The 22,935-nt window shown below is 52.8% G+C and carries 20 protein-coding genes; 12 read left to right on the top strand and 8 right to left on the bottom strand.

Features of this window, described 5'->3' with window-relative positions; translation table 11 throughout:
• Positions 1-7: 7 nt before the first annotated feature.
• Positions 8-787 (bottom strand): WYL domain-containing protein, encoded by a 780-nt coding sequence (locus ACYCZJ_RS10035; protein ID WP_461554081.1) that lies wholly within the window; start codon positions 785-787, stop codon positions 8-10.
• Positions 788-972: 185 nt separating this feature from the next.
• Between ACYCZJ_RS10035 and ACYCZJ_RS10030 the strand changes: the two genes are divergently transcribed.
• From ACYCZJ_RS10030 to ACYCZJ_RS10010, 5 genes are read left to right on the top strand one after another with little or no spacing between them, the layout of a single operon-like run.
• Positions 973-2,355, top strand: coding sequence for a hypothetical protein (locus tag ACYCZJ_RS10030; RefSeq protein WP_461554080.1), 1,383 nt, complete (start codon positions 973-975; stop codon positions 2,353-2,355).
• Positions 2,352-3,158, top strand: a complete 807-nt coding sequence (locus ACYCZJ_RS10025) for a hypothetical protein (RefSeq protein WP_461554079.1) — start codon at positions 2,352-2,354, stop codon at positions 3,156-3,158. The genes ACYCZJ_RS10030 and ACYCZJ_RS10025 overlap by 4 nt, the downstream gene beginning before the upstream one ends.
• Positions 3,149-8,359, top strand: a complete 5,211-nt coding sequence (locus tag ACYCZJ_RS10020; RefSeq protein WP_461554078.1) for a coiled-coil domain-containing protein — start codon at positions 3,149-3,151, stop codon at positions 8,357-8,359. Before ACYCZJ_RS10025 ends, ACYCZJ_RS10020 begins: the two co-directional genes overlap by 10 nt.
• Positions 8,349-9,452, top strand: a complete 1,104-nt coding sequence (locus ACYCZJ_RS10015; RefSeq protein ID WP_461554077.1) for a Wadjet anti-phage system protein JetD domain-containing protein — start codon at positions 8,349-8,351, stop codon at positions 9,450-9,452. Before ACYCZJ_RS10020 ends, ACYCZJ_RS10015 begins: the two co-directional genes overlap by 11 nt.
• A 26-nt stretch (positions 9,453-9,478) precedes the next feature.
• Positions 9,479-10,021, top strand: a complete 543-nt coding sequence (locus ACYCZJ_RS10010; protein WP_461554076.1) for a hypothetical protein — start codon at positions 9,479-9,481, stop codon at positions 10,019-10,021.
• A gap of 136 nt (positions 10,022-10,157) precedes the next feature.
• On the opposite strand, the gene ACYCZJ_RS10005 is transcribed toward ACYCZJ_RS10010, so the two are convergent.
• Positions 10,158-11,405, bottom strand: coding sequence for a cation:proton antiporter (locus ACYCZJ_RS10005; RefSeq protein ID WP_461554075.1), 1,248 nt, complete (start codon positions 11,403-11,405; stop codon positions 10,158-10,160).
• Positions 11,406-11,650: 245 nt separating this feature from the next.
• On the opposite strand from ACYCZJ_RS10005, the gene ACYCZJ_RS10000 reads away from it, so the two are divergent.
• The 3 genes from ACYCZJ_RS10000 to ACYCZJ_RS09990 all read left to right on the top strand — a co-directional run bounded on the left by ACYCZJ_RS10000 (position 11,651) and on the right by ACYCZJ_RS09990 (position 14,402).
• Complete coding sequence (locus ACYCZJ_RS10000) at positions 11,651-13,072, top strand: DHA2 family efflux MFS transporter permease subunit (RefSeq protein ID WP_461554074.1); 1,422 nt, start codon at positions 11,651-11,653, stop codon at positions 13,070-13,072.
• Positions 13,073-13,283: 211 nt separating this feature from the next.
• The gene (locus ACYCZJ_RS09995) at positions 13,284-13,592 is read left to right on the top strand and encodes an H-NS histone family protein (RefSeq protein ID WP_461554073.1); all 309 of its coding nucleotides are present in this window, start codon (positions 13,284-13,286) and stop codon (positions 13,590-13,592) included.
• A 123-nt stretch (positions 13,593-13,715) separates the two neighbouring features.
• Complete coding sequence (locus ACYCZJ_RS09990) at positions 13,716-14,402, top strand: cytochrome b/b6 domain-containing protein (protein ID WP_461554072.1); 687 nt, start codon at positions 13,716-13,718, stop codon at positions 14,400-14,402.
• 25 nt (positions 14,403-14,427) lie between these two features.
• Here the strand turns inward: ACYCZJ_RS09990 and ACYCZJ_RS09985 are convergent, their stop codons facing one another.
• Complete coding sequence (locus ACYCZJ_RS09985; RefSeq protein ID WP_461554071.1) at positions 14,428-14,952, bottom strand: c-type cytochrome; 525 nt, start codon at positions 14,950-14,952, stop codon at positions 14,428-14,430.
• Between the two features lie 314 nt (positions 14,953-15,266).
• Here ACYCZJ_RS09985 and ACYCZJ_RS09980 point away from each other — a divergent pair, with 314 nt between their 5' ends.
• A complete protein-coding gene (locus tag ACYCZJ_RS09980; RefSeq protein WP_461554070.1) occupies positions 15,267-16,274 on the top strand; it encodes a molybdate ABC transporter substrate-binding protein in 1,008 nt (335 codons plus the stop codon).
• Between the two features lie 98 nt (positions 16,275-16,372).
• Here ACYCZJ_RS09980 and rlmM read toward each other — a convergent pair whose 3' ends face one another.
• Positions 16,373-17,434, bottom strand: coding sequence for a 23S rRNA (cytidine(2498)-2'-O)-methyltransferase RlmM (gene rlmM, locus ACYCZJ_RS09975; RefSeq protein WP_461554069.1), 1,062 nt, complete (start codon positions 17,432-17,434; stop codon positions 16,373-16,375).
• A gap of 261 nt (positions 17,435-17,695) precedes the next feature.
• Here rlmM and ACYCZJ_RS09970 point away from each other — a divergent pair, with 261 nt between their 5' ends.
• On the top strand, positions 17,696-19,591 hold the full coding sequence (locus tag ACYCZJ_RS09970) for a pyruvate kinase (RefSeq protein WP_461554068.1): 1,896 nt from the start codon (positions 17,696-17,698) through the stop codon (positions 19,589-19,591).
• A gap of 49 nt (positions 19,592-19,640) precedes the next feature.
• Positions 19,641-20,045, top strand: coding sequence for a DUF4870 family protein (locus ACYCZJ_RS09965; RefSeq protein ID WP_461554067.1), 405 nt, complete (start codon positions 19,641-19,643; stop codon positions 20,043-20,045).
• Between the two features lie 9 nt (positions 20,046-20,054).
• Here ACYCZJ_RS09965 and ACYCZJ_RS09960 read toward each other — a convergent pair whose 3' ends face one another.
• Together ACYCZJ_RS09960 and ACYCZJ_RS09955 are read right to left on the bottom strand one after the other, a co-directional pair.
• Complete coding sequence (locus ACYCZJ_RS09960) at positions 20,055-20,507, bottom strand: YaiI/YqxD family protein (protein WP_461554066.1); 453 nt, start codon at positions 20,505-20,507, stop codon at positions 20,055-20,057.
• Positions 20,508-20,537: 30 nt separating this feature from the next.
• Positions 20,538-21,083, bottom strand: a complete 546-nt coding sequence (locus ACYCZJ_RS09955; RefSeq protein ID WP_461554065.1) for a YaeQ family protein — start codon at positions 21,081-21,083, stop codon at positions 20,538-20,540.
• Positions 21,084-21,181: 98 nt separating this feature from the next.
• Between ACYCZJ_RS09955 and ACYCZJ_RS09950 the strand changes: the two genes are divergently transcribed.
• The gene (locus tag ACYCZJ_RS09950) at positions 21,182-21,565 is read left to right on the top strand and encodes a tetratricopeptide repeat protein (protein ID WP_461554064.1); all 384 of its coding nucleotides are present in this window, start codon (positions 21,182-21,184) and stop codon (positions 21,563-21,565) included.
• 12 nt (positions 21,566-21,577) lie between these two features.
• Here ACYCZJ_RS09950 and ACYCZJ_RS09945 read toward each other — a convergent pair whose 3' ends face one another.
• Both ACYCZJ_RS09945 and ACYCZJ_RS09940 read right to left on the bottom strand, forming a co-directional pair.
• Positions 21,578-22,240 carry a cupin domain-containing protein gene (locus tag ACYCZJ_RS09945; protein ID WP_461554097.1) on the bottom strand — a complete coding sequence of 221 codons (663 nt, stop codon included), beginning with the start codon at positions 22,238-22,240 and terminating at the stop codon, positions 21,578-21,580.
• A 51-nt stretch (positions 22,241-22,291) separates the two neighbouring features.
• The gene (locus ACYCZJ_RS09940; RefSeq protein ID WP_461554063.1) at positions 22,292-22,810 is read right to left on the bottom strand and encodes a DsrE family protein; all 519 of its coding nucleotides are present in this window, start codon (positions 22,808-22,810) and stop codon (positions 22,292-22,294) included.
• Positions 22,811-22,935 lie beyond the last annotated feature (125 nt).

The raw sequence follows: 22,935 nt of genomic DNA, 5'->3' as shown, positions 1-22,935 counted from the left end.
GCAGTAGTCAGACCATCGTTCCTGCGATACCTTCTTCTTCGGTCTGTACTATTCGGACAACAACCTGATGCGCTGCGGCCACAGCGTTTGGCTGCGGAGAAAACTTTGCATTCAAGTAGAACAGCATCGATTTCCTTAACCTCAGTTTCAGCTCGTAATCGGGCAGCATCTGGTGCTCAAAGGCAATAGCCGCTTGCTGATCCATCGACAGTCGCGGATTCGGCTTTAAGACAACCGTAACGAAGGTGTGCCAGTCTGCGTCCTTAGTGGGGACGACATCTGTGGGTTTGCTTTTCCGGGTTTCAATAATCCGACCGAGCACAAAGTCACGAAACTCGATACGCTTATGGCAGAAGGCCCGCACATGCCAGCGGTCCCCATCCGACGCAAAAGCATGAGGGGATAGCCACCGCCAAGACGGCTTTGGATCAGTCATGGATTGATAGCGCACCTCCAGCGCTTCGCGGCAGCGGATTGCTTTCACGACTGCCTGGAGGGTTTCAGATGAAGCCAAGCGATGCGGCAGCGGCCAATGTTCCGCCTCGATGGCAGAGGATGCCATGCCGACAAACTCATCAATGGACTCGGGATGAAAGAACTTCGGTAAAAACGCGGGAAGTGGGAGATACCGCTTCCGAGACTTGTTGTAATCCATATTGCCGGGTGCGGCAAGCATGTAGTCCCGAAAATCCGTTGCGGCCTGTGCAGGATTGACCCCGAATTTATCAACTAAATCGGCCCGCTGTAACTCCCCCTTCCAGAACAGACATCGTTCGATGTGTTCCATCCGCTGTCGCACAGTAAATAGGAAACTCTTTGGGGATGTGGATGCTCTGATTTTATCCATGGCGTTATAGGCTAAGTTCCTTGCATAGCTTAACACCATCTGTTAGTCTAGGCGATATGTCGTGTCAGGCGATGTAACAACCTGGCTTCATAAGACTTCCTCAATAACTTACGGCGCACCGTGAAATGGATTGGATTCCTCTCATCGCATCGACTGTACGCTTAATCGACTTGCATGACAGCGACCGGGTAGCAGGCGACTCTGCCAGTCGATTTAATCTTTATCGTGAAAATCGACCTGGAAACCATGACGGCTTATGGCTTGATGTAGGTCTAACCATAATCGAATATTTGCGAGAACGCGAAAACGAAGTGGCGGGCGGTTTTGTTTCTGGAGCCGAACTCCAAGAGACTTTGACCGAGAGAATTGCTGGACTAACTCAAGAGGATGTGGGTTTCGTGTTGTCTGCACTCACGGTGCCCGCAGAACTCTGGTTTGTTGAACGATTGGACACGGGAAGCAGGCCAATAAATTCAACGAAAGAAACCAACCTCATAGAGCGGTCTCGGACGGCAGACGCCTATCGCCTATCTCCGGCCGGCCGGACAGCAGCCGGACTAGCGGCGAATGTTAGAGACATTGCTTACATTGCTGGCTCAGCAAAAAACCTACTTACCGCAATCAAGGCCCGCGATTTTTGGAAAATCACCGAACTCTCGTCATCCATTATTGATGTCCTTCGGGCATTCAGACTCGAAATTGAATCACGTAGAGAAAGTGGTCGGCGTGATGAAGTTCAAGAATTTTTCGTCAAGCGTGGAGAAGTAATCAGAGAACAAATTGAAGAAGCCTCGCAAATTATGTTAGAGGCCAATGAATTTCTCTCTCTTGCATCAACCCGAGACGAGTTCTTAACCTGGGTGGCTACTATGGACCGGCTTGGTAAGCCGTCATTTGGTCATGGGTACGCAATTGAACATTTGCGTCGCGTGGCGGGCCAGACCCTAAAGCTGCTGGAATCATTCACGCAGTTGGTTGAAGAAAGCATTTCGTTGGATTCGGAACCGTTTCAACCAATTTCGTTCATTGACTTTTCTGCCGCACTGGCCAGCAAGCCATTTCAAGACAACTTATACATGGCGTTGATAAGGTCTTTCGGTCCAACGCAATACAAACAGCCAATGCCATGCCCATTTGACTTTTTCGGGGTTATTGAGCCTGAGCGAATGGCTGATATTCGCGAGGAAGATACCGACAATGATGGCGTAGAAGATACCGGAGTGCGAGCAATTGATTTTGTTGCCGAACACAGCGCGGCAATTGTTGCCGAGCTTCGCAAAGGCCCGTTCTCCCTCAACGATGCACTTCAGCGGGGGTGGATTCAATTGAATGCCGCCGGCGCAAGTGACATCAGCGCTTTACTCGGCACCTACTGCGATCCGTCAATGCTGGGTGCCGACTTGAACATATCTGTTCGGTTAAGCGACCAACGCGAAGTATTCACGAGCGAGGAAATTGGACGCTTGACGGTCAATGGATTGGTAATGGTCTTGGAGGATAAGCAATGAATATGGAAGAAATGGGCCAAGTGGTGGCTTATTTGCTGCGATATCGAATTGTCGAAACACGGCCAGCTAGCGGGCGTAGCCACGACGAAGAAAGAGCGGTAGCTAAATTGTTACTCGCCATGCCTCCTGAAGACAGGCGCTCCCTTGATGGGATATTTGCGGGTATGCGCCTTGTTGTGGCGGACTATGACTCGTTCACAATTCCTGCCTTGCCAAAAGGTGCTCGCGTTTTCTTGTTAGCTCGGGATATCGCAAGGGGCGATCCGTCCAGCGTATTAGCGCCAGAGGTAATTGTTGAAGCGATGAAAGAAAAGGGCAACGAATCCGCACGGGAGGCTGCCGCATGGTTTGTTCATCTGTGGTTAGTGCATCTTGAACTCATCTATACCGACAAGGGCCGCTCGCCATCTCAAATACAGCGTTATGCCGAGGGGATGTTTGACTTCGATGTGTTTCTAGCAAAAGTGCGCGAACATTTCGAAGAGTTGCGGCAAGGACTGGATCGGAATGAAGTGCCGGCGAATGCGGTATTCAAGACGTTTGAGAAGTCTAGTCACGCCGAGGGCGAGCGCAGATGTAGGCGCTTTGTGAATCTAATGGTTGATGCCAGCCTTTTAACTACTATTGCCAAAGACCTGTATCAGCAAACCCTTCTGTCTGCACACGAAATCAAAAGAAACTACGAGCGTGGGTTGCAGAACTTTGTAATGGATGCGAGTGCAAAAAAATATCGTTTGGCCACGTCGATCCTGACGGGCACGGACCTATCTGCTGGAGTTACGGAGAACGCACCATGTCTTTGATTGCCCGGATTCAGTTTGTCAATTTCCTTACCTATAGCAATCCTGACAGCCAGGATCGTAAGCCTGCAATGCGAGTGGTAGAGTTCTCGCCACTGAAGTATTCAACCGCGATCAATATTCCCAATGGGCACGGGAAGACCAATATGATTTCTGTGCTGCTCTATCTCTTGAGCCGCGACAGAAAGCTCAAGGAAACTGCATTGCCTTTGTTCACTCCGCGCAGATGCGGGGCACCGTCCCACATTAGGGTGCAGCTTTGGGACTTGCAGGACGATCTGACGCAGAACGATCTAAATTTGGATGAAGGCTTGATGGACCCTCGCGACTTACCGATTACCAACAGAGATCACCACGTCTTCGGTCTGTGCGCTTACCAGAACGATGAACCGAAGTTCTACTACTACCGAGGGATTCTTGATGATTGCCCGGTCTATGATCGCACCGAGAGCGGATACATCTATCACAAGGAATCGGAGGTACAGCAAGCCGTAAAGAGCATTGATGGCACCTGGAACATTTCGTCTGTCGATGAGTGGCGAACGCTTGTCACCAGCCACATTCCAAGTCGGGTGCTAACGCAACAGGTCAAGTTTCATTTGGCAGGTGGTGGCGACAAGTCGGCACAGCTTCATCAAATTGAGCCGGATGATGATGAGACTTTCGGCCAGGCATTCTTTCGCTCAATTATTGCTCCGGAGATACTGGCCCCAACTAGCGAAATAGAAAACGATCCGAACGATCCTCGGGAGAACTTCGAAGAATTGCTCTACGCGCACTTCAGCGCAATGGCCTCTGCGACCGTGAAGGCTGAGCAGGAACGGGAAATAATCAAAGAGCAAGAGGAAGTCGTAAAGGTACTTGGCGGATTGGTCGCCGCTGGCGAAAAAGCGAAACAAGGGCACGATGAATATCAAGGGTTGATTGCGGGCATTGCTCGTGACGGCGCAATGGTCAAGCATCTGGTGCGCACGGACCCGCTGCCAGGGCTATTGGATGGCCGCAGCCTGCCCCCAGGACGGGCGGGCGAGATTGTGCCGTATATCGTGATCGACAAGCACTATGGGTCAATGATCCTGGACGCCGGGCTGGAAAAACTCACAAATGTAGACCCAAGCAATCTGAACAGAGCGGCAGAGCGTAGACATATCCAGAAATGCGAAATAGACGAATCGCAAATCATTGAATATGCGTGGAATCTCGATCTGAAGGCCAGCCCAAAGGGCGGTGGGTACAGCCGTAAAGGCTACACGCTTAACGCAGCCCTTGAACTTGTGCCGCATCTTAAGGAAATTGGAACTGCCAAGGTCGCTGGTGCAGAGGATACATTGAATCAGGCATTTGGCTGGGTAGATAGTGTCGGGGATACCAACATCTATAGGAAGGAAGTCCGTCAACTCACAGCGGAGATTGACCGTCTCCATAATGCGATTAAGGGGCGTGAAGCTGAGATTACACAATGGGAGAAAGAGGCACGAACAATCGCCGACCTCATCACAAAATATGACCAGGCCAAAGGGGCGTATGAAGACCTGCTGAAGAGTGGTCATTTCACTGCTGAAGAGCTTAATGCGCCAGCGCTGCTGGTGGGACGGGTGGCGCAGGAGTTACGCGAAGCCGAAGACGCCCTGACGGCCCACAACTTGCGCGTAGGTAGCCTTGAAAAGACATTCGGCAGCTATATGCGGTTTTGCCAAAGCAACCCTGGCGTCACAGCACGAGCTCGACTTGAAGAACTGACAACCAAGAATGCCAATGCCAATGACGCACTTCGTGACGCTGAACAACGGCAGAAGCATTTAACCGGGGAATTGCAGCGTCTCACAAGTCAGAAAATCTCTCAAGAAAACCAAAACAGAAGCGATCAAAAACAACTAGATACGCTTTTTGCGTTGCAATCACACCAGACGACTTACGTCGAATGGTTCGGTGATGCCGCTCCCGAATCCATCAATATTTCTGAAAACCTCAAAAAGATTGCGACGGATGAAGCGGCGCTGGGGCAACGCCGCCGCGAACGTGAATCGCTTCGAGATACCATCACAGAATTACTCCCTTCCATCCCTCGCTATCAGCAACTATTTGGTGAAGAGGAAGCAAAACGCATCGACATTTCTGGTGAGCTTCAAAAAATAGCCACCATGGAACTGACTCTCGGCAGAGAACAGAAAATGGTTGAGACACTGCATGGCCGCGTTTCGCAATTGAAGCCGTTCGTGAAGCTATTCAACGACATTTTTGCCGATGCCGATCCGGCGCAGCTTGACCCTACAAAGGAACGCGCAGACCTGCAACACGCAATCACGTTAGCTACATCGACCGTTGAGACGCTGGAGGCTCACGTATCCAGACTCAAGTTGTTTAGGGCCACACATGCTGGCATAACGGCGGCGGAGTGGCTAAACACCATGGAAACGCAGCGATCCGCCCTAACACTGGAGATTGCGCAATTTGACCATCAGATACAGACCGCCAAGCGGCAACTAGCCGAGTTGATGAATGATCCGGTCGCCAGGCCGGAGGAGATTGCATCTGCCCATGCCCTAATAGATGGGGTAGTGTCATTTACCCCGCTCCACAGTTTTATTGAGGAACACTGCCCAGGCGCGGTCAAACAACATTGGCTAACGCATTTCTCTGCTTTGCTCTTTTCGCCGGTCGTTGATACGCCGGAAGAAGCGGCAAAAGCAGCACATTTGCTGTACGACGGGCAGGCGATGATTCCCGTTCTGATCGCAGACCGTTTGAAAGCAACCATGGAGAGCGATACGCCCACGATGGCACTGGCTGATGATTGTGCCTACACATGGTTGGCGGGCGTCAAAACGCGCATGGTTCATTGCCTTATGAACCCAGCGGCAGTAGAAGAAGAGCGCGAACTGGCGAAGGCAAGGCTAGATGAGTTCCGTAGTTCTCGTGAGGTAAAGCAGGAAGCTCTAAATCAACTATCTGACAAGACTGAAGCCGTGATGCTTGCGCGCGATGCCGACCGCGCCGAGGACACGAATGCTGAGGATTCACTTGCCACCAATGCAAAGGCATTGGCGAAACTCCAAGAACAGCTTCCAGAGATAGTAAAGCGCTGTTCGAATGATGCGCTTGAAAGTATTTCGAGGGTCCGGGAATACAAGGCATTACTCAATAAGCATGGCGAGGATGTCTTTGATCGGCTTGTCATCGAATTGAACCAGATTGAAGAGAAGGCGAACTCTCTTCGCGAATCCCGTTCTTGGTACGAAGATCGCAACACGGACGAGGTGCGTAACGTCGTTACTGCAATGCGCCGGTATCAGGATTTACTTCTGGAACACGGCGATAACGTACACCAAATGGTTCTGGACGATTTGAAGCATATTGCAGAGGAAGCTGACGACTTGCGGCGCTCGCGTGAATGGAATGAAGCGAGAAATATCGATAGCGTCCGATTCGCTATCGATGCAATGCGTCGGTATAACCAGGCCGGGGGTGAAACGGAGGTCGCCAGACTCCGTACAGTGGTAGAAGCGGGTATTGCCAGCCTTGAATCGATCCTCACGAAACTAGCTGTGACTACCGAAGCTGCTGCCCAGGCAGAGGCGCATTTATCCGCATCGCAATCTACTGCCTCAGATGCGGCGTTGGCCTATAACCAAAACAAGCAATACCTTGAAAGCCTTGTTTCCTTTGCCGAGTGTGACGATCTTCCTTTCATGGAGGCCCATCTAGAACATCGAAATACTCTTGATGGCAAGAAACGGAAGGCCGACATCCGCAAAAGCTATGAGAGTCAATTCGGTCATGCACAACGGTATCGCAAGGAACAGGGTGACAATACAAGCGAACAATCGCTGTTGGATCAAAAAGCCGCCTTAGAGAGCATGGTGGCCACCAGTAAGCAATCACAGGTACAAGACACAGAATCAATTGAGGACAAACGGGGAAGATGTACGGCACTGACCCCCTTCCGCGATACTCTTCATGAAGCAGCGGCCAGCGTACTGGCCGAATTCCGGGCGGTGTCAAAAAGTCTGGATGAAATCGGAGCCGTGATGAGTGGCGAAGCCTCGCGCTTCGAAAATGCGGATTTGTACCAACTTGCCGAATCAATAAGAACTCGTTTGGAACGTGCAGACAGTGATCCATTTCTCCTGGACGAAATTCGTAAAATACGTCGATTCGCGGGCGATTTAGGTCTGGCGGCGCAATCGAAGGATATCGCTCGTGCAAAACGTGAAAGCGGACAACTTAACTCACGCTATCAGGAACGTAAAGCCCAGTTTTGTGCGGAAATTATTAACGGCACAATAAAGGGGTTATCGGTACTCAATGCCGAATGGTTGCAAAGCCAGGATGGCTTCAGCGCCCCACTGGAGATGAAGACCCAAATCGAAAAGAATATTGAGAGCAAACGCGAAGTTTTGCAGCAGGCGACAACTACTCTGGATGATGTTCGAGATAAAACCACAAAGGTTCTCTCAACGCTGGCAAAGGATTCAGACCGCGCCCTTCAAATACTCGATGAGGCCATGTGCTCGACTCCTAGCGCGCGGTTTTATGTAAAGGCCAATGTTATATCCGAGGACAAGGTTAATAGCCTTATGGCCCGTCTCTATGGCGAAATAGAAGCAAAACGGCGAGCTCACTCAGACAACGGTACGGCGGCACAGAAACGACAAAAGAAGAGCGACCTCGAATACTTGCGGAGTGAAATTTATCGTTCATTGTTTGCAGATGTCACCGTGGAATTTAGTCACCCCTCCATTTGGAACGGTGATCGCTCCCCTTTGACAGCGACTGGCCTAAGCGAAGGTATGCGGACCGCAGTCAGTCTCATGTGGATAGCGAAGCTTGCTGAGTTCCGCTTGAGGCAAGCCATTGATCAAGCCGGTGGCATGAAGAGGCAGAATCGTGCAGCACTCCGTAAGGAGAGGTACTTCATGATTCTTGATGGACTCTTCTCCAATCTTAGCCATGACGACATGATTGACTCAGCCATGGAATCGCTTCGATTGTCGGCTGGACACTTCCAATTAATCGGGATGATCCATCATCCTCGATATATCAATAACCCAAAAATATTCCGGTCCTATTTTGTGGGACGGCCTTATCGATCTAGTAACGGCAAGCATGCCTGGCTTACTGTTGACCCAAAAAACAACGTTCCGGGCTCACTAGGCGTCCTTGGATCGTATTTGACCAACCAGGACAACCCCAATGCCCAATAGCGACCTTGAACGCGTTGTGGGCGCATTAAGACGACTTACGCGCAAAAGTAGTGTCTTGCAAGGTGGGGCGCTAATTGATCGCTTGATCCGCGAAACCAAATTGGACGCGGCATCAATCAGATCTCATTTTAAAGAGATGAGAAGGCAAGGATGGATCGAGGCTAGTTCGTGGTCGGCGACCGGCAATCCAGTTGGGCGTGTCCAGGTCAGTTTGCCCGCGCTTCCAACTCCGCTTTGGTGTGAACAATGGAATTCGGCTTTGTTAGCATGCAAGGAACTATCTGAGGCTGACCGCGAAACGCTTTTTGAGTGCGGCGCAATCTTGGCCGATATGGACGAAACGGAGTTCTCGAAAATATTGAACGGTCTGGTGCGGCTTCGCGAAGATCAGTCAAAATGGTTTGGCACTCCGCAGTTTTTGGTAGGCGCACAGTATATTTGCGGCTCTTCCAAAATATTGAGCAAATTAGGCAGTCGCGCGATCAGGGCATTTGGTATTGACCTCGCCAAGTTCCCGGACCATCCATTGTATGTAGTCACTGCCGGACCAAGTAACCCGCAAGCAGTGGTGCTGGTCGAAAACCCGGCTGCGTTTGAACTGGCCACAAAGACTGCCGCAGTAGAGCATTGTGCATTTATCGCAACCTTTGGATTTGGATTGAGTAAGGTTTCCGAGGACTATGGAAACCAACTGGCGTCGATGGTTGAGCATGGGCTATCCGGGTCTATAACGTTAATGCGCGAAGGTTCTAGTGCGCCACCCGCCCGCGAATTACTCAAGCATGAAAACATCACATTTTGGGGTGATTTGGATATTGCTGGAATACAAATTTACGAACGCATCGCAAAACATATTCCTTCTCTGCAATTGTCAGCGCTATATCGGCCAATGATTGATGCCGCAACGGCAGGAAATCATCGGCATCCTTATGCCATGGCTGTTGGTAAATCGGGGCAATCGATGTTTTCAGCCACCCGTGAGGACTCAAAAAAAATGCTTAACCACTGTCGTGAATGGGCTGTCGATCAGGAGTTGGTCACCGCGAGTCAAATAGAAATAATGGCTGGCAAGTTACTTCTCCAATCTGCTTAGATATGCATGAAAACAAAAGGCCAACTATGAAGCGTGCTGATTTCGCTATTGGTACCATCTTTTACACCAGTACCGGCCAGCAGTGGCGCTGCACCGATGTAGGCTCACGAACGATCCTCGCCATCGAACTTAAGCCCGACCTGGACAAAAGCTGGTTTAACGGCCCACCGTATGCGGTGGTCGAAGTCCCGTTCGATGAATACGATATCCCTGGTTGTTATCGCAGTGAGGAAGAAGCCATTGAGGACGCAATCCACGAAGCCGATACGTCTGGTCATCCCGGCTATCCTCACGAGGATGTCATTCGCATGGTTAAAGAAGAACGGGCATGCGCGGTAGAGGCAAAGTATCCAAACAATGGGTTGTTGCGATTTGATCGGATACGTGAGGACGGCGAGTTGCTCCACCCTTATGTAGCGTGGAAGTCAGGCGATGGTTGGATCATTCGCCTATATCTGCCATTCCTCCATGAATATGCAGAAATGCCCGAGGTAGATTTACTTAGATTGCCTATTGCAACCGAGGTTGATATAAAGAAAAGAGCAAAAACGGTTTCAAAAAAACAATAACCAACTGATATGTAATGCTTTTGGCAACTGCTACATAATACCGCGATTTTCAATCGTCAGACGTTTAGCCGTCTCACATGATCGCTTCTTCTGTGAAACCACGTAGTTGCATACGTCTGTTATAACCTCACGCGTCTCATCCCAAGTCATGTTCTGGTTCTTTCCTCGCTACCAGTTTCCCCGCAGTCAAACCCTGCACGATAATGGAGAAAATCACCACGCTATAGGTCGCTTCAATAATCAGGTCCCGATACGGGCTGAGCGGCAAGGACAATGCCAGCGCTACGCTGATGCCTCCACGCAATCCGCCCCAGGTCATGATCTTGATGGCGTTGGGAGTGAACTCGCGAAATGGCTTTGCCAGCAGCACCGGTATTCCGACACTAACAAAGCGCGCGAAGAGCACGATGACTATCGCCAGCAAAGCGAGTTTGAAATGTTCCGGCACAAACAGAATGACGATCATTTCCAGCCCGATAAGGGTAAATAATAATGCATTCAAAAGCTCGTCTATCAGGGTCCAGAAACTGAATAAATGTTCTTGGGTCTTATTGCTCATGGCAAACACTTTACCGTGATTACCGATAATCAGCCCCATTACCACGACGGCTAATGGCGCTGAAGTATGGAGCGCCTCCGATAACGCGTACCCTCCTGTTGCCATTGCCAGGGTAACGGTAATTTCCACTACATAATCATTAACACTTTTCAGTATTAAATAACCAAGATAACCGAGGATCATACCCACCACGATCCCTCCCACTGCCTCCTGTAGAAACAGCTTGCTTACATCCCCGATCGTGACTTCGTGTCCCCCACTGGCTATGCCGACAAGGGTAATAAATACAACAACGCCAACTCCATCATTGAACAAACTTTCACCAGCCACTTTTACTTCAAGACTTTTTGGCACGCCTGCCTTTTTCAAAATACCCAGTACGGCGATAGGATCGGTAGGACTAATCAAGGCACCGAAAATAAGGCAATACAAAAACGGTAATTTTATCTCTAGCATCACACCAACATAATATAAAAGTATGCCGATGATAAACATGGAGGTAACGAGACCCACCGTGGCCAGTATCCCGATAAACCACTTTTGCTCAGCCATTTCATTGAGGTTGACGTGAATAGCGCCTGCAAATAACAGAAAAGACAACATTCCATGAAAGACGACGTCGGTAAAATCAATCTGTTTTATCAATTGCTGCGCCCATACCACTAACCCTGGCTCAAAACGCCCAAATATGGCTACAGCAAGCGACATCACCAAAGCGACAACGGTCAATCCGATCGCCGAAGGAAGATGGATGAAACGGTAGTTGATATAGGCAAAAGCCGCAGTTAGCGAAATAAGGATGCTGATAATATTGAATAAGGTCATTGGTTATTTTTGCTTTATTTATTTGCCGGCTCGCCATTGATTGATCGCGAAAAAGAACACATGGTACACAATTTGGAGCAGTGCAAGGATACGCCTACCGTTTCGAGCTTAAACTGGGCTGCGCTGCCATGTCGCCTTCGCATATAAAAATGTTCGGTGACGAATGAACCGTGTATTACATTGTCTTCTCACACTCAATTTCTTTCAAATTTAACAAACAACAGGCTTGATGACATATATCCCTGATGCACAACCCTACCATTAAACGCTATCTGCCTTGGGTCGTCGCTGCGGCGCTATTCATGGAGCAACTTGACTCCACCATCGTCAACACGGCGGTGCCGGCTATGGCAGCGAGTTTGCATGTGGCGCCGCTGAGTCTGAAAGCCGTGGTGACCAGCTACATTCTGAGCCTGGCTGTGTTTATTCCAGTGAGCGGCTGGATGGCGGACCGATTCGGCACCCGGCGTGTATTTGGCGGTGCAGTCACTGTATTCATTCTGTCATCGATACTGTGCGGCCTGGCTGTCAATGTACCGATGCTGGTAGCAGCGCGTATCCTGCAGGGAATCGGTGCCGCGATGATGATGCCGGTGGGCAGGCTCGCGATCATTCGGACCTTTCCCAAAACGGAACTACTGACCGCAATGAATTTTGTGATCATCCCGGCACTGATCGGCCCGCTGCTCGGCCCCACCGTGGGCGGCCTCATCGTGCACTGGCTGTCGTGGCGGGAAATATTCTTCGTCAACGTGCCGGTAGGTTTACTGGCTTTATTACTTATTCACCGTCACATGCCGGATTACCGTGGCGAAGTGCGGCGGCCACTGGATATAGTCGGCCTGGTTTTGTTCGGTTCGGGTACAGCGCTGCTTTCGTGGTTGCTGGAAATATTCGGCGAGCATCATCTGGACGCAACATCAGCGGCCATTCTACTGCTGCTTTCCATCAGCCTGCTGGCTGCCTACGTCCTGCATGCCCGTCAAACCGCTTATCCGTTATTGCATCTTGCACTGTTCCGGATACGCACGTTTCGTATCTCGGTAACGGGCGGTTTCATTACGCGACTGGGGGTAGGCGGATTGCCGTTTTTGCTTCCGCTACTGTACCAACTCGGCCTGGGCATGCCCGCATGGCAATCGGGGCTGTTGATGATGCCTACCGCTATCGCGGCCATGGCAATGAAGCTTATTGCCGCTCCGTTATTACGCCATTACGGATACCGGAAGGTACTCATTGTGAACACGGTCCTGATTGGAATCACCATCGGCCTATTTTCGCTGGTCGTCCCGAGTACGCCGATCATGCTGATCGTCCTGCTGGGGCTGGCGCTGGGTTTGTTCAATTCTCTGCAATTTTCCAGCATGAACTCAATGGCCTATGCCGACGTCGAAACATCGGACTCGAGCATGGCAAGCACCATCGCCAGCACGTTACAGCAGATATCGATGAGCTTTGGGCTGGCATGCGGTTCACTGATCGCAGCCTGGTACCTGGGCAATCTGCCACAAACCGACCATGTGGCAGTGACAAGCGCGCTACATCACGCATTCATGACCCTGGCCGGCCTGACGATCCTGTCTTCGCTATCGTTCTGGACATTGCGTTCACGGGATGGAGACAACATGAGCAAAGGCAGTCTGCTTCCGGCAGAATCAAATACGTGATAAATACCTGTACAAATAATAAATATTGATTTGCAGCAATTTTTTCAAATTTCAGAATTAAATAAATCAATATCAATATATAAATTTGATATTGATTTTTTATAGATTGAAAACAGCTCGTGATGATTTATACGTATCTGGCTTTAATTGTATTAACAATTATCATAAAATGATTCATGTTTTTCAACACACCGCACAGGAACACATAACCATGACAACTTACAAAGAAATTAAAACCAGAATTGCCAAACTGGAACAAGAGACGGAAGCATTACGCAAAGCCGAAATGGCCGCCGTCATTACCGAAATCAAGGCGAAAATGGCTGAGTACGGTATCACCAGCAAGGATCTCGGGGTAATTAAAAGCAAGTCCAAAAAGCAGCCTGGGGCTACCAGCCCGGCCCGATACAGAAACAAGGAAGGCCAAACCTGGAGTGGAAGAGGCCGTAAACCGAAGTGGGTGGCGGAAGCATTGGCAACAGGCAAGACACTGGAAGATATGGGATTTTTTATTGGTTAGCCGAATCGGCTGATGATTTTCCTTGCAGATAGGCCTGGTTTTCGCGCTTGGGTTTTTCGTAGCAGATAAGGAACTATTTAATCAATCCCGATCCAACGATCTGATCGTTTCTCAGTAGAAATCATGTCGAAAAGCTTTACTTCTCCCGGTATAAAAATAAAGGTATGGGATTTTCCCGTACGCATCTTCCATTGGAGCCTGGCCGTCTGCTTTGCGGCCTCATGGGCCAGCGCCGATTTTTTTGACAATGCCATGCAATATCATCTGTATGCGGGCTATGCCACATTGGTGCTCATCCTGTTCAGGGTACTGTGGGGATTCTTTGGCAGCACGACGGCACGTTTCAAAAATTTCATCCCGAGCTTTTTCGTCACATTGAAATATGCCGGAAGCTTGCGCGAACCACATCCAGGTCCGCAAATTGGACACAACCCGCTGGGTGGCTGGATGGTCATCGCGATGCTGGGATTTTTATTTGCCCAGGCAGGCACCGGCCTATTTTCGAATGATGATGTGGCAACTCAAGGGCCGTTGGCATTCTGGGTGAGCGACACCCTTAGCGAAACCCTGAGCGGTATTCACCACCAGCTTTTTAACTTTCTTCTGGCGTTGATCGGCCTGCATATCAGTGCAATCCTGTTTTACCGATTCTTCAAGCATGACAATCTGGTTGCTCCCATGATTACGGGATACAAAAGCCTGCCTGGCGGCATTTCGGCACCCAAATTACATTTTGTGAGTAACTGGCTTGCCGTTCTGTTATTCGGATTGGTAATGGTAGGCGTGCTGGTCCCTATTTCCATCGCCTGAATGCGTAATTCAGGTTAACCTGGAATTAATGTGGGCCGCCCCGGAAGTCGCGATGGCAGGCCTTGCAACTGTCAGCCACTTTCCCGTAACTCGCACGGATCACATCCATATCCCCGGTTTTGGCGCTATCGGCCAGTTGGGCTGACGCTGCTATGAAAACCTGTTGTGCCTGTTTGAATTGTGCAGGCTTCTGCCATACCTCAGACTTGGCTCTGGTGGGGGAGTAATTACTCCCCGGCGTAAAGTATTGCCAGGGTTGAGTACTCAGAGTTTGCAGTTCCACTGCATATCGCAAAAAACGGTCTTTTTCGTACGGCTTGCGTCCACGCAGCATTAATCCCATCGGTTCGAAATTGCGCAGCATCTGTTTGAATACCAGTTTGCGTTTGGTTCCCGGCTGGCCGACATGGGTGTCTTTAGCGGGCCCGCAAGCCGCCATCGCAAAGCAGGCCAGCAGTATGAGCGGTGCGCGCAGCGACCACTTAAGCCTGTATTGGTGGCCGAGAGCCACCTTGTCTGTCTTACCAAACCAAATTCCGAAGCCGGGCATATCCATATTCCTTTTTAAATTCATTGCTGATCACGTATCCGGTTATCTTGTCACAACTAGCCTTACTCCTTCCTTACCAGGCGCGTAGTATAGGGTCGGCAACAAAATCGAATCTGCATGGTTCCCGGCCACACTGATTCGGCATGCATCCCTAGATTAATAAATATCCAGGCAGTTCAATTACATCGCAAATTTCATTTCATGATCGATGTAGGCGTTCGTATCTGCCTCATACCAAGGATGTCGCTACCTACTGGCGAAACGTCCAAACTCGGATTATGATTGCGCCAGCAAATTCACTTGGAGCGATACTGATGAAATCGACCGTTCAAAATGCTATCTCTGCTGTATTTGGTGTAACACTGTTATTCGCATTGCCTGCCTATGCCACTACTGCCGGCTGGAGCGGCAAGGTGCAACCGCCCCAGTATAAAGGTGAGATTTTCCCGCCCTGGCAGCATGGCGCCAATGCGCCGGCAACCGTCAAGGGGCTGGAATTCACCGTGCCCGAGGTCAACGTTCTGGCGGATTTCCACGGCAATCTGAATAATCCCAAGCTGGTAATTTTCGTCGCCGGCAACTATTACTTCGCGATGGCGCCACTGGTAGCTGCGTTCGAGCAGGAGCACCCGCAATACAAGGGGCGCATCTATTTCGAAACCCTGCCGCCGGGCATTCTGCTCAAGCAGATGGCCGCTGGAGGTACGATTACCGTGGGCAACATGACCTGGACGATCAAACCCGATGTGTATGCGGCCGGGTTGAAAAAGATCAAGACCGCAATCGCCGACGGTATCCTGACCGCCCCGGCTGTACCCTATGTGACCAACGACCTGGCCATCATGATTCCGAAGGACAACCCGGCGCACATTACCGGCCTGGCCGATCTGGGCAAACCTGGCGTACGCCTGTCCATGCCTAACCCGGAATGGGAAGGTGTGGCTCGACAAATCAAGGCATCACTGGTCAAGGCGGGCGGCGCCGCACTGGAGAAAAATGTTTATGAAGACAAGGTCAAGGATGGCCAGACCATTCTGACCCATATCCACCATCGTCAGACACCGCTGTTCATGATGCAGGGCCTGGTCGATGCGGGCGTAACCTGGAAATCGGAGGCCATTTTTCAGGAGCAGGTGGGCCACCCGATCAGTAACATAGCGATTCCGGCCGACCAGAACACGACCGCAGTTTACGCTTCGGCAGTCGTCAAGGGTGCAGCGCACCCCGAAGCCGGCAAAGAATGGGTAGAGTTCCTGCATTCGCCAACGGCATTGGCTATTTTCGAACGTTATGGTTTCAAGGCATATAGCGCGGCAAAATGAGTTCGGCTCCGCATTAACAGAACCGCCCTATCTGACTGTTGTTTCAGGAATTAAATCAGTCGCAATTTTGTCATCTTGGCAAGAGATTGCGGCTGGTTTTACGCTTTGTCACGCATCAAACACACCGTCACTTCCTCGCGGTCGTGATACAACTGCTTGATTTGCGCGGTATAACCCATGTCTTCGCGTTCCAGGCGTTTGGCGATAATTTCTTCGCAGCGCCGCACTTCTTCCAGGCGTTTTTTCATCGGCAGCTTAAGATTGAAAATGGCGTGTCGGGCATGGCCGCGCGCGATCCATTCCGCCACCAACTGGGCGACACGCGACGGGCTTTCCACCATGTCGCATACCAGCCAATTCACTGGATGGTGCGGCCGATAGGTGAAGCCGTCGCCGCGCACGTGCTCGACCATTTCGGTGGCCATTGCCGCTGCGGCCATCGGGCCGTTGTCGACGGCCGTCACGCGGATACCACGCTGTGCCAGCACCCACGCCCAGCCGCCGGGCGAAGCACCCAGGTCGACCGCGCGCATCCCGGCCTTGAGTTCATGCGCATTGCTGTCGTCGAGAAACACCATCAGCGCTTCCGCCAGCTTGCCGGCGGAACGGCTCGGAGCGTCGCGCCCCACGCGCACGCGCGGGATACCCATGAACCACGGCGCTGAATTGTCGGGGTCGGAGATACCCGCATAAGCGGCATCATCGGCTACAAAACACACATGCAGCCGCGGTGCGCTTCCACCGGCAAAAAACTGACGGGATTTTTCCAGTGCGGCGATCAGCGGTCGCGTAAACCGCCCGCAAAAGCCCAGGCGTGTTTTGGCGGTATCGGTGTCGGGCGTTTCCACCCATACTTCGGAGTAGCGCGGCGCGAGCTGGGTCACGACCGCCTTGACTGCGGTGAGGCGGTCGCCCTCGGGCATGCCCTGGATCAGCGGCGCGACTTGCACCCACTGGCGCGCAAAAATGAGCCGTGCGAAAGACAATTCACTGGTAATCAGCGCGATTTCATCCTGCGTTTCAGCCTGGAACAAGACCCAGCCGGTTTGCTCGGCGGCTTTGACGTAGCCATGCACGCCCAGCTCGGTCGCCCCAGCCATGATTTCGCCGGCGCATTCTTTTTCGAACCCTGCGCGACAGTAGAGTAGCAGTGCATTCATGCTGCCCATGGAAATTCCTTTATTCGATTAACGGAGTGTTTGTCTGGCAACGGGGTGAGCCGCTGCTGTGATGGGTTGCGCTGTTCGCCATACGGCCAATTCCACAGCGCGCTATACCCACCAGTATAACCGGCTGCATGGCTAGCCGGGTGAGGGGACGGTTGCCATGACACTCTCGACGCCGTTTTATCGTAACAAATTTTTCACAAATCACCCCCAGACTAGGATGGTTGTTCGAAATTTGTGCATCAGCCAAGGTGAATGAATATGCAGCCAATGGATAACGCTACCGGCAAAATCAAAAACCTGGCACATCGCCTGCAGGAATTGCGCGACGCCACCCTGGCAACCCAGCAGCAATTGATGGAACGCTGGCATCCGCATTTGCACCATCGGCATTACCTGCCCAGCGCTGCAAATCTGGCCGCCTATATCGGCCTGAGACGGCATGATTTGCGTGAACTGCAAGCCGCCCTTGCCGCTGTGGGGCTTTCATCGCTGGGGCGCTGCGAAGGCCATGTAATGGCTACGCTGGATGCAGTGAGTTATGCGCTGGCGATGATGAATGGCGCGCAATCGCTGCCCTGCCCGGTGCATGAAACCGGCCACGCCATGCAGCATGACCGGCAGCTGTTGCGCCACAACACCGACCTCCTGTTCGGAAAATCTCAAGGCAAGCGCAGCACGCGGATCATGGTGACACTGCCGAGCGAAGCGGCGGACGATCACCCTGTCGTACGCGAGATGCTCATGCTGGGCATGGATTGTGCACGCATCAATTGCGCCCACGACACCCCTGCAAGCTGGGAAAAAATGGTCGCCAACATTCGCCAGGCAGAGCACGAAACCGGGCGCCCCTGCCGCATCATGTTCGACCTGTCCGGCCCAAAACTGCGCACCGGCGAGATCGCACCCGGTCCCGAGGTTTTGCATGCCAGGATCAAGCGCGACGACCTCGGGGATCGGCTTTACCCCACCCGGATCATCCTCGACGGCACGGGCAGCCCAGGACAGCCAGCCACCACCGACAAGCTGGGAAAGGCGTCGCCTGCACGCCTGAGTGTGCCTGCCAAGTGGCTGCACAAACTCAAGCCCGGCGACAAAATCAGGTTCCATGACATGCGCAAGCGAAAACGTGAATTCGTCGTGGAACAGTGCCTGTCAGACACGGAAGTCCAGGTAAGTTGCGAGGACGGTGCCTATATCGCACCCGGCACCGTCCTCGAACGGATTACCGAAAAGGAACAGCGCCACAAACTGGCAACCGGCAAAACCGCCAGCGGGGATTTTCTGGCACCACCGATGCGCATCCATTTGCGCAAGAACGGCGCGCTGCTGCTCGCCCGCGATCCTTCACCTGGCCGCGCCGAGCGACGCGACAAAGCCGGACGCATCCTCTCCCCCGCGCGCATTTCATGTAGCGAGCCCGAGGTTTTTGCCTTTCTGGAGGCAGGCCATGCGGTATGGATAGACGACGGCCGCATCGGTTGCGTGATCGAGCGGGTCGATGCGGAGGGCGCGTGGCTGCGGGTCACGCAGGTGCGCCCGGAAGGAGAGCATGTCGGTGCGCGGAAAGGGCTCAACTTCCCCGACAGCCATTTGCTACTGCCCGCACTGAGCGAAAAAGACCTGCGCGACCTGGATTTTGCCGTGCAGCATGCCGACATCATCGGCCTGTCGTTCGTGCAGAGTGCAGATGACCTGGACCGGCTTGCTGAAGCTTTGAAACAACGCAATGCCAGCGCCCTCGGCATCATCGCTAAAATCGAGACGCGCCAGGCGGTAAAGAACCTGCCGGAAATCATCGTGCGCGGCGCGGGGCATGGCCCGTTCGGCGTGATGATCGCGCGCGGCGATCTGGCCGTGGAGATAGGCTACGAACGCATGGCGGAGATTCAGGAAGAAATGCTGTGGCTATGCGAGGCTGCCCATATCCCGGTGACCTGGGCCACCCAGGTGTTGGAAAGCCTGGTCAAACTGGGTCTGCCGTCACGCGCCGAAATCAGCGACGCTGCGATGTCCGGACGCGCCGAATGTGTGATGCTCAACAAAGGTCCCTATATCCTGCACGCGCTGTCGGTACTGGATGACATTGTTACCCGCATGCAGGCGCACCTGGACAAAAAGACCTCGCAATACCGGGCATTGCACTGGTAAAACACGCGTTATACTGAAGCTCGCTGAAATGTGTGCACTGGAGTCCAAGATGGCTGAAAACATGATTGAGTCCGGCAAGTTGCCGGCGGATGGCCTGGTGACGATCACCCATGTGATTTATGGTCTGCATGCCTTCACCGTGATCACCGGGCTGCTGAGTCCGATGCTGATCGTGACGGCATTCCTCACCGGCTGGCCGTCGATCCTGGCAGTGGTGCTCAACTATATCAAGCGCAGCGAAGCGCGCGGCACCTATCTGGAATCGCACTTCCGCTGGCAGATCCGCACTTTCTGGTTTGCCTTGCTGTGGGTGGTGGTGGCATGGCTGCTGGTGTTTACGCTGATCGGCATTCCGCTGGCGATTGCGGTCGTCTCCATCGCCGGGCTATGGGTGCTGTACCGCGTGGCACGCGGCTGGCTAAGGCTTAACGACAAGCTGGCGATGCCGGTATAGCTCTACGGATTATGGCTGGCGTTGACGCGCCAGGAACTTATCCAGCTGATTGGCAAACGCCTGGCGGTCACTATTTGAAAAGACCGCCGGGCCACCGGTCTGAACACCGCTGCCGCGCAATTCGTCCATGAAGTTGCGCATGGTGAGTAAAGCCCGGATCGTTTCCTTGCTGTAAAACTCGCCTCTGGGGTTGAGCGCGTGCCCGCTTTTTTCGATGACGTCCGCCGCCAGCGGAATATCAGCGGTAATCACCAGGTCACCCGCTTGCAGCCGCTGCACAATCTCGTTATCTGCCACATCGAAACCCCTGGGTACCTGCAGCGCGCGGATATACGGCGAAGGCGGCGTGCGCAGCAGCTGGTTGGCTACCAGGGTCATGGAAATCTGCGCCCGCTCGGCGGCGCGAAACAGGATATCCTTGATGACGCCCGGACAGGCGTCGGCATCTACCCAGATGTGCATGACTGAACCCCGGCAATCAATGGCGTACTTTCAGGCCGACGCCTGCAGCACGACGAATTCCACCGCCACCGTTTCGGCGTCGCTAGACAGCCAGATTGCGCCGTCTTCTATCGTACAACCGAGCTGCATGTTGCGCTGCGCCAGTTTTCCAAGCGCCTGGGTGACTGGCAATGGCAAATTAATTACGGTCAGGTTTTTCAGTCGCGCAAGCCTGGAGCTGATGGCAGCCCACCACAGGTTGGCGCCATGGCCGCCATACGTGTAAATCGCTACCTGATTCGCGCGGCCGCTGGCTTTGAGGATGCGTTTTTCATCAGGCAGGCCCACGTCTATCCAGAGATCAATCGCACCGGTCAAATCCTTTTGCCATACATCCGGCTCATCCGCCTCGGAAATGCCTTTGGCGAACGTCAGATATTCGTGTGCGTGACGGGCGAAAGCCAATACACGCACCATCATGCGCTCGTCGGTCTCCGACGGATGGCGCGCAAGGGTCAGCGCATGGCTGGCATAATAGTGCCGGTCCATATCGGCAATTTGCAGATCGGCTTTGAAGATGGTTGCTTTGAGGGCCATGGGTTAGGAGTATCGGGGGGCGTGAGCGCGACAGTTTAGCTGATTCGCGCAGATCCGCGCAGCGCCGGGTAAAATTCGCCCAACACAAGGGAATATTGATGGACATTATCGAACTCGCCGGTTACGGCCCCATGAAAAAACTGCTTGAAGCCGCACAAAGCGGCGATGCAGATGCGCAATACAACCTTGGCGTCATGTATTTCGAGGGCAAGGACGCGCCTCAGGATTATCTTGAGGCCGCCAAATGGTATGGTGCTGCGGCAGATCAGGGCGACCGCCAGGCGCAGTTCAACCTGGGATTGATGTTTTATCACGGCATGGGTCTGCCGAAAAATCTGCTGCATGCCTACGAACTGTTCAGTCTGGCCGCCACACACGGCGATGAACGCGCAAAGCAAGGCATGGCAGCGATCCAGCGCGAGGCAACGCCGGATCAACTGGCGGAAATCAATGCGCTCAGCGTGAGTTCGCGAAAACACTGAAATAGCGGTATTTTAAGTGACCACGTCCAGATGCCCGACCTTGACCAGGATGGTGCAACCCGGCTCGCTGAATGGCTGATGCACGCTCAGATGCGGGCTGCGCAACCACATGCCCTGACCATAGTCGCCAAACTCATCCTGAAACACGCCGTCCAGCACCAGAATTTCCTCGCCGCCGTAATGCCGGTGCGGCTGGAAACGCGTGCCGGGCTGCCAGCGTACCAGCGCGGTATGTTCGCCGCCGTATTCGGACAACGGCAGCACTTGCAACCCTTCCACCAATCCCGGCAGCCATTGCGCTTCACGGGTATGGATGACCACCTGCTGCGTGTCGTCCGGCTGCATATAACGTAGTTTCACAAAAATAGTGCAACCGTCGCGGCTGAACGGCCGGTGCGACGAACCGGGCGGATTTTTCAGATAGGTGCCGGCAGGATAGGCACCGTTCTCATCTTCGAAGATACCCTCCAGAACCAGGATTTCCTCTCCCTGCGGATGCGCGTGCGCATCAAACCCGGCACCAGGCTGATAGCGCACTATCGAAGTGGCGCGCGCCGCTTCCGCGCCGTTGCGTTCCAGCATGCGGCGCGCCACACCGGGCAGCGGCGAATCCATCCAGGGCAATTGGGCGGGATCAACCAGTGCGCGCTGGCTGTGGTCTGCATTGACGATCATGAGCAATGAGTGAATCCGGATTTGAAACAGTTTCGATTTGACGAACGCCCATTAAAAACGAATATAGGCATAACCACGCTGCTGCAAATCGATCAGGCGCGTGTAGGCATCATGGACAATGACCACACCCGGCAGCAGGTCCTCGGCAGTAAACCCCTTGGCACGCATGGTGACATTGCAGATTTCCACGCTCACGCCATGTTGTATCAGTTCGGCCACCACCTGGCTGTTCGGGTTGTAGGCAAACGGGTCTTTTTTGTCACGCTGATAAGCGTGATCATTGAGCAGCCAGTAGGCCGTAGGGCCGTGCAGCACGATGCTGATATGCAACTGATCCTGCGGAACGCCCTGGGATTTGTACGCTTCCAGCAGGCCGCGCAGATAATACAATCCCTTGCCGATCCCGGCCTCCCACACATCGTCCTTGTCATCGTATACAACCTTGATGTCGGTGCGTTTTTGCACGCCGATTATGTCTGCTTGCTGCGCTGCTGCAGCAGCCGTAATGGGTGCGATTCCAGACAGGCAGCCGATCAACAGGCAAAAAATCAGGCCGGTTTGACGGATCATCGTTATTCTCCTCTTGCTTAAACACGCTAAACATAGCTCGATTCGCCCGCCTTTGCCAGTCGTAATTTCCAGCAAAATTTCCTATGCCAATGCGTCCAAACTAATTTGGTACGGGAAATTTGCCA

Source organism: Sulfuriferula sp., from assembly GCF_054605375.1.
This window is presented reverse-complemented; position numbering and strand designations above follow the sequence as displayed.

What these genes read in the sequence shown, in the direction of transcription:
- ACYCZJ_RS09940 (WP_461554063.1), bottom strand. Translation starts at nt 22,810, where the DNA reads ATGATCCGTCAAACCGGCCTGATTTTTTGCCTGTTGATCGGCTGCCTG.
- ACYCZJ_RS09955 (WP_461554065.1), bottom strand. Translation starts at nt 21,083, where the DNA reads ATGGCCCTCAAAGCAACCATCTTCAAAGCCGATCTGCAAATTGCCGAT.
- ACYCZJ_RS09970 (WP_461554068.1), top strand. Translation starts at nt 17,696, where the DNA reads ATGAATATGCAGCCAATGGATAACGCTACCGGCAAAATCAAAAACCTG.
- ACYCZJ_RS09950 (WP_461554064.1), top strand. Translation starts at nt 21,182, where the DNA reads ATGGACATTATCGAACTCGCCGGTTACGGCCCCATGAAAAAACTGCTT.
- ACYCZJ_RS09945 (WP_461554097.1), bottom strand. Translation starts at nt 22,240, where the DNA reads ATGATCGTCAATGCAGACCACAGCCAGCGCGCACTGGTTGATCCCGCC.
- ACYCZJ_RS09990 (WP_461554072.1), top strand. Translation starts at nt 13,716, where the DNA reads ATGTCGAAAAGCTTTACTTCTCCCGGTATAAAAATAAAGGTATGGGAT.
- ACYCZJ_RS09995 (WP_461554073.1), top strand. Translation starts at nt 13,284, where the DNA reads ATGACAACTTACAAAGAAATTAAAACCAGAATTGCCAAACTGGAACAA.
- ACYCZJ_RS10015 (WP_461554077.1), top strand. Translation starts at nt 8,349, where the DNA reads ATGCCCAATAGCGACCTTGAACGCGTTGTGGGCGCATTAAGACGACTT.
- ACYCZJ_RS10005 (WP_461554075.1), bottom strand. Translation starts at nt 11,405, where the DNA reads ATGACCTTATTCAATATTATCAGCATCCTTATTTCGCTAACTGCGGCT.
- ACYCZJ_RS09965 (WP_461554067.1), top strand. Translation starts at nt 19,641, where the DNA reads ATGGCTGAAAACATGATTGAGTCCGGCAAGTTGCCGGCGGATGGCCTG.
- ACYCZJ_RS10025 (WP_461554079.1), top strand. Translation starts at nt 2,352, where the DNA reads ATGAATATGGAAGAAATGGGCCAAGTGGTGGCTTATTTGCTGCGATAT.
- ACYCZJ_RS09980 (WP_461554070.1), top strand. Translation starts at nt 15,267, where the DNA reads ATGAAATCGACCGTTCAAAATGCTATCTCTGCTGTATTTGGTGTAACA.
- ACYCZJ_RS10020 (WP_461554078.1), top strand. Translation starts at nt 3,149, where the DNA reads ATGTCTTTGATTGCCCGGATTCAGTTTGTCAATTTCCTTACCTATAGC.
- ACYCZJ_RS09960 (WP_461554066.1), bottom strand. Translation starts at nt 20,507, where the DNA reads ATGCACATCTGGGTAGATGCCGACGCCTGTCCGGGCGTCATCAAGGAT.
- rlmM (WP_461554069.1), bottom strand. Translation starts at nt 17,434, where the DNA reads ATGAATGCACTGCTACTCTACTGTCGCGCAGGGTTCGAAAAAGAATGC.
- ACYCZJ_RS10000 (WP_461554074.1), top strand. Translation starts at nt 11,651, where the DNA reads ATGCACAACCCTACCATTAAACGCTATCTGCCTTGGGTCGTCGCTGCG.
- ACYCZJ_RS10010 (WP_461554076.1), top strand. Translation starts at nt 9,479, where the DNA reads ATGAAGCGTGCTGATTTCGCTATTGGTACCATCTTTTACACCAGTACC.
- ACYCZJ_RS09985 (WP_461554071.1), bottom strand. Translation starts at nt 14,952, where the DNA reads ATGCCCGGCTTCGGAATTTGGTTTGGTAAGACAGACAAGGTGGCTCTC.
- ACYCZJ_RS10035 (WP_461554081.1), bottom strand. Translation starts at nt 787, where the DNA reads ATGGAACACATCGAACGATGTCTGTTCTGGAAGGGGGAGTTACAGCGG.
- ACYCZJ_RS10030 (WP_461554080.1), top strand. Translation starts at nt 973, where the DNA reads ATGGATTGGATTCCTCTCATCGCATCGACTGTACGCTTAATCGACTTG.